Origin of the sequence: Clostridium sp. C8, from assembly GCF_001010885.1 — a bacterium.
Lineage (GTDB): Bacteria > Bacillota > Clostridia > Clostridiales > Clostridiaceae > Clostridium > Clostridium sartagoforme.
The window spans coordinates 1-6,211 of record NZ_LBMX01000018.1 but is presented as its reverse complement, the minus strand read 5'-3'; the positions used below and the strand labels follow the sequence as shown (position 1 = coordinate 6,211).

The window sequence follows — 6,211 nt, the reverse complement described above, 5'->3', positions numbered from 1 at the left end:
TTTATTTATAAGAAATATTATCTATACTATGTATTTACTCAACTAGAGTTATTTCGCCATCTAATGAACCATATTCTATCTTATCTAAATATCCTAAAACCTTACCTGTACCTTCTGCAACTGCTTCTACAGAATTATTAGCTACCTCAACACTAACACCAGTTTCATGCTCTATTAACTTATCTAATCCATCTAATAAAGCTCCTCCACCAGTCATTAAAATACCTCTCTCTATTATATCAGCCGCAAGTTCAGGTGGTGTTTTTTCCAATACAAATTTAACACTATCAACAATTAAAGATACTGACTCCTTTAAAGCATAAACTATTTCTTCTGTTGAAATAGAAATTTCATCTGGTAATCCTGTAATTAAATTTCTTCCTTTCATATTAGAAGTTAAGTTCCTTGAACCCTTAAATGCTGATCCTATAGTTACTTTTAATTCTTCTGCTGTTTTCTCACCTATCATTATCTTGTACTTATTTCTTACGTACTTTATTATAGCATCGTCAAAAGAATCCCCAGCTACCTTTATAGATGATCTTACTACAACTCCCCCTAACGATATTACAGCTATATCAGTAGTTCCACCACCAATATCTACTACCATAGATCCAGTAGGTCTAGTTATATCTAAACCTGCACCTATTGCTGCTGCTAAAGGTTCTTCTATCAAATGTACTTTTTTTGCTCCAGAATTTCTTGCAGCATCAATAACTGCTCTTTTTTCCACTTCTGTGGCTTGTGACGGAACGCATACCATTACTTTAGGAGCTGTAATCTTACTCTTCCCATATGCTTTTTTAATAAACTCTTTTAACATTTTTTCTGTTATATCATAATCTGATATAACTCCATCTCTTAATGGTCTGACCGCAACTATGTTACCTGGAGTTCTTCCAATCATTCTTCTTGCTTCTTCTCCAACCGCAAGTATTTTATTGTTATTTTTGTTTATTGCTACAACTGATGGCTCTTTTAATATTATACCTTTACCTTTAGCATAAACTAAAACAGTTGCTGTTCCTAAGTCTATTCCTAAATCGCTCCTATTTCTCCAAAACCACATTCCTTACTCACTCCTACTCTATCACAATATATATTATTACAAATCGCTCTTATTTTACATTTTTCGATTGCTCTATTTCTTATTATATATGGAATATGGTAATCCTTCAATATATTTGTATCAATTTTGTAATCAATTACTACTCTGCTGTTTTATATTTCATCTTAGTGGCTTTTCCGCCTCTGATATGTCTTTCTGCCTTATTCAGCTCTAATATTGAATGAGTTTGTTCTGCAATTACTGGATTTATCTTAGGTAATCTTTCAGTCATATCTTTATGAATAGTGCTTTTACTTACGCCAAATACCTTAGCAGTTTTTCTGATTGTATCTTTTGAATCTATAATATATTTTGCTACTTCTAAAACTCTTTCTTCTATATAATCTTTCAAAACATTACCTCCTTTTTTTTGATAACTTATTATAGGTGACCATTAGCCTTAATATATTCATCAGCCATTTATTTTTAATGACTGATGAATTATTATTTATTACTCTTCATTAAATGTAAAATATGTTGTTGGATCTATATCTTTTCCTTCTGAATTTTGAACTTGTAAATTTAAATGCTCTCCAAATTCGCTATTTTTAAATATTACAGAGCTATCTCCAACAGTTCCTATTACAGTTTCTTCTGTTACTTTATCTCCAACATTTACTTTTATATCTTTAGCAAGATTACAATATTTTGTGTACAGCCCATTTGCATGAGCAATAACTACGTAATTGCCTTCTTCAGTTTTACTTGAAACTTCTTTTACTTCACCTACTGCTGCAGCCTTAACTTCTGTTCCAACACTAGCTTTTATATCTATTCCTCTAATGTTTCTGCTAACTCCTTCACTTATAACTTGTGGTTTTGGATAGGAGTAGCTTCTTGAAAGCAACCCATCTATAGGATTTGAAAATTTAACTTCTATATTAGTTCCAGTAGAAACATTAACATCTTCTTCTGTGGATGCAATTTCTTCTTGTGCTAATTCGTTGTTCTGATCATTTTCTACCCTATCAGCATTTTGTTTTTGTACTTCTGAAGTTGCTTTATCTTCAACATTTAAAGTAAATTCGTTTTCTGATTTATTGCTTTGTTGTAATGCTCTGTTTTTTCTTGTAGTAACAACAGCAACAGTAGCAATTATACATAAGCAAAGGAATAGTACTAAATAAAAGCCCTCCTTTCTGAAAAAGTCTTTTGCCTTATCTTTCTTATTTTGGTCCATATCAACACCTCCTTTTTGTATTCTTGCCCGTTATAATAAATTAATACAATGAACTTTGGATTTATTTACATCAAATTTCTACATTTACCACCATTTTTTTATTTTTTCTGTCCAATAATATTATTCTTACACACAAAAAAAGAAGCAATATAATGCTTTTAAAGCCTTATATCTACTTCTTTCAATAAAATGTAAACTTTATAATAATTTAATACTATATATCTCTAATCAAATTTTACTTCCTTTAACTTAGTTCCTGTATAATAATGTTTTAATATTTCATCATATTTTTTACCGTCTTTAGCCATAACATTAGCTCCCCATTGACTCATTCCGACGCCATGACCATATCCCTTACAGTTAAATACTATCTCATTTTCATTTATACTAAATTTAAAGTTAGTAGAATTTAATCCAAGTGTTAATCTAAAATCTAATCCCTTAACTTTAGTTTCTCCAAGTTTGATTTCTTTTACTCCCCCAGCTTCACTTTTACTTAAGATTTCTATATTTTCTTTTATAGTTTTTTCATTTAAATTTGCATTTGGATATTTTTCATTTACCTTACTTACGAATTCACCTATGTTAAATTTAAACTCACTTTCATATTTGGGTGCTATTTCTTCTCCCTTACTTTCTGTAGATACTAAATAAGGAACATCGCTTGAAAATACATCCACAGCATTTTCCGTCATTCCTGAACTTGTAGAGAAAAATTGTGGATATTGTACTAATTCATTATCATATGTTAAAACCATACCTTTTGTTGCATCAACAGCTTCTGATATTTTAGCCCAATATTCATTTCCTTGATCACCCCATTTTTCTAATCGACTTTCTTTAGTTATAAAAACTTGACAGTGAGTAGTATCACATACATCTCCGCCCTTAGCTTCATTGCAAGGTCTAGTTTTTTTTGCTGCTACATATGTTCTTGCTGCTACAGCTTGAGATTTTAGCGCCTCAATTTCAAAACTAACTGGCATTTCTCCTGAAACAACACTTTTCACATATTCTTCTAAAGGAATTTCTATAATCTTATCTGTATTTGTAATGTGGACTTTTATAGTTTCATTACCACTTAATCTAACATAACTTACCTCTTCCTTATTATTCTCCTCAGATATGTTTAGCCCATTTTCTTCATGAGCACTTACCGGAGATGATTTAATTACTAACATAGGAATTACTATCATTGATATTAAAATTAATAAGCTGAAGACTATAAGTGATAATAATCCTTCAAGTGATTTCAAAGTATTTTTCAATCGTATTCCCCCTTTTAAATTAAGTTCAATTTAATATATGTTTAAATTTATCAAGTATACTTTATTTTTTATTTTTTATGTTAAGTTACTTGGTTCAATTAAAAGTTCACAAGGCACAGTTCACAGTTTCTGATTATAATTTGTATACGGTAACAATGAACAGGGCTTACCTTAAGTAGATGAAAATATCTATAAAAAAATACCCTAATAATTTTCCTACATAATTTTTTCACTCCTTCATTTTTTAACTTTTATTTTGCGAAGCAAAATAAAATTAAAGAACTTAGAATTTATTCTAAGTTCTTTAATTAGGCGAATATAGCTATATCTATTTAAATATACTTATTATTTATCAACCCTATATATATTAGCTCCCAAACCTCTAAATTTCTCTTCTATATCTACATATCCTCTATCTATGTGATATAAATCACTTATTTCTGTTTTTCCTTGAGCTACTAATCCTGCTAATATCATTGCTGCACCAGCCCTTAAATCTGTGGCTTTAACTTCACATCCTGTTAATGATTCTACACCTTCTATTATAGCTGTTCTTCCATCAATTTTAATATTTGCACCCATTCTCACTAATTCTGCAACATGCATAAATCTATTTTCAAAAACAGTTTCTGTTATTATACTTGATCCTTTTGTTACGGCTAATAATGTCATCATTTGAGCTTGCATATCTGTTGGAAAACCAGGATAAGGTAATGTTTTTATATCAACTGAATTTTTTATACCAGTTCCATCAACAAGCATAACATTTTCTTTTATATTTTCAAATTTTACTCCGCACTCTTTTAATTTTTCTATAGTTGGTCTTAATTGTTCTTCATTAGCTCCATTTATTGTTATTTTACTATTTGTAATTGCTGCTGCAACCATGAAGGTTCCTGCTTCAACTCTATCGTATATCGGTGTGTAGCTTATTCCTTTTAAGGAATCTACTCCTTCTATTGTTATTTTACCTACTCCTGCTCCAGTAACCTTAGCTCCCATAGAATTTAAAAAATTAGCCAAATCCCATATTTCAGGTTCTTCAGCAGCATTTTCAATAATAGTTGTTCCTTCAGCTAAAACAGATGCCATTAATAAATTTTCTGTTGCTCCCACTGATGGAAAATCTAAATAAATTCTATTTCCCTTCAACTTTTTAGCTTTAGCTTCTACAAAACCATGTCCTATTTCAATTTCTGCCCCTAAAAGTTTAAAGCCTTTTAAATGCAAATCAATTGGTCTACTTCCTATATTACATCCTCCTGGCATAGATATTTTACATTTGCCAAACCTTGATAACATAGGTCCCATAATAAGAAAGGATGCCCTCATTTTTCTTATTAATTCGCTATTCATATTACTTTCTTTTATATTCGATGTATTTATTTTAAGATTTCCATTTGAATCATTTTTAATTTCACAGTCCATGCCTGTTAATAAGTCGCTTAAAACTACTACATCCTCTAATATAGGTGCATTATTAATAATAATATCATTTGGACTTAAAATACTTGCAACTATTATTGGTAAAACAGAATTTTTAGCTAAACTAATATTCACTTCACCATTTAGTTTATTACCGCCTTCAACTATAATTTTTTCCATATTATCCTCCATAATGAATTGTTAGTATGTTATGAATATCACTGGTGTTCCAATAACTAAATATTCTCCTGTATCGTATTTAACAAATCCTATATTAACCTTATTACCATCATATAAATTTGCTTTTCCTACTGATCCATTATGAATATCCATTATTTCTAAAGTATCCTTATCTATATTGTTCTTTAGTATTTCTAAAAGATTCTGCTTTCGCTCTTCTATTATTTTTACCTTTATAAAATTAAAATATTTTATATTTTTCGCTGCAATATTTTGCATTTGATTTAATTCCTTCTTTAAATGAAAAGTATTAGCATTTTTATCATTATTTATATAGATTATTTGAACTTTTGTGTTTTCATTATCACTCCATACTAATGCTTTTATTTGTTTGGTTGAATCATCATAAATGATACTATTTCCATCAGTTTGTACATTTTTGTGAAAATTTAAATTGAAGTATTTTTCAATTCTAGAAATCTCTTTACTAATTGGTTGACTTACACTATATTCTACCTTAATTCCATTTTGAATAAATTCACTGCTTTCTTTAATTTGATTTTCTATAAAATCAAAATTATCAGAGGGTAACTCAGATTTAGTTGGAACTGCACCAATAACTATTAAAGATAAGACTATAGTAGATATCACCTTCATCATTTTCTTCATAATATCCCCCTACCTTTCAGTTAAATTATTGTCCAGTTTATTTTTTTTTATTCAAAATTAATAGCTATAATATAATATATAAATTAAGTTGAAATTTGTGATTAATTGTCAGTATTTAGTCAATTGACAATTAACAATTAACAAATAACAATTTAATGATATTTTGCTAGGTAGAACTTAAACTATATGTGTAAACTACCTTTTATCCAAAAATCCTGCGAGAATTTCCTCTCTAACTTTTCCATATATTCTATTTCACTTTCACTTTACTCATTAACTGTTACTTGTTACCCAATATCCGTTACCTTATGCAAAAAATTGATAATTATACACTGTGCACTATAAAAATATTCAAAAAAATATAAAAAGATAGAGGAATAA

General features: G+C 29.1%; 7 protein-coding genes. All 7 read right to left on the bottom strand.

Going from position 1 to position 6,211, the window contains the following annotated elements:
- Positions 1-34: 34 nt before the first annotated feature.
- The 7 genes from mreB to AAT22_RS03215 all read right to left on the bottom strand — a co-directional run bounded on the left by mreB (position 35) and on the right by AAT22_RS03215 (position 5,830).
- Positions 35-1,069 carry a rod shape-determining protein MreB gene (gene mreB, locus AAT22_RS03240; RefSeq protein ID WP_016208039.1) on the bottom strand — a complete coding sequence of 345 codons (1,035 nt, stop codon included), beginning with the start codon at positions 1,067-1,069 and terminating at the stop codon, positions 35-37.
- On the bottom strand, positions 1,039-1,179 hold the full coding sequence (locus tag AAT22_RS18980) for a hypothetical protein (RefSeq protein ID WP_156174277.1): 141 nt from the start codon (positions 1,177-1,179) through the stop codon (positions 1,039-1,041). Before AAT22_RS18980 ends, mreB begins: the two co-directional genes overlap by 31 nt.
- Positions 1,180-1,208: 29 nt before the next feature.
- Positions 1,209-1,460 carry a sporulation transcriptional regulator SpoIIID gene (spoIIID, locus tag AAT22_RS03235; protein WP_016208040.1) on the bottom strand — a complete coding sequence of 84 codons (252 nt, stop codon included), beginning with the start codon at positions 1,458-1,460 and terminating at the stop codon, positions 1,209-1,211.
- A 99-nt stretch (positions 1,461-1,559) separates the two neighbouring features.
- Positions 1,560-2,288 (bottom strand): M23 family metallopeptidase, encoded by a 729-nt coding sequence (locus tag AAT22_RS03230; protein ID WP_047000240.1) that lies wholly within the window; start codon positions 2,286-2,288, stop codon positions 1,560-1,562.
- A gap of 224 nt (positions 2,289-2,512) precedes the next feature.
- Positions 2,513-3,556 carry a stage II sporulation protein D gene (spoIID, locus tag AAT22_RS03225; RefSeq protein WP_047000239.1) on the bottom strand — a complete coding sequence of 348 codons (1,044 nt, stop codon included), beginning with the start codon at positions 3,554-3,556 and terminating at the stop codon, positions 2,513-2,515.
- Between the two features lie 345 nt (positions 3,557-3,901).
- On the bottom strand, positions 3,902-5,161 hold the full coding sequence (gene murA / locus AAT22_RS03220) for a UDP-N-acetylglucosamine 1-carboxyvinyltransferase (protein WP_047000238.1): 1,260 nt from the start codon (positions 5,159-5,161) through the stop codon (positions 3,902-3,904).
- Positions 5,162-5,182: 21 nt separating this feature from the next.
- Positions 5,183-5,830 carry a hypothetical protein gene (locus AAT22_RS03215; protein WP_016208044.1) on the bottom strand — a complete coding sequence of 216 codons (648 nt, stop codon included), beginning with the start codon at positions 5,828-5,830 and terminating at the stop codon, positions 5,183-5,185.
- Positions 5,831-6,211: the final 381 nt, after the last annotated feature.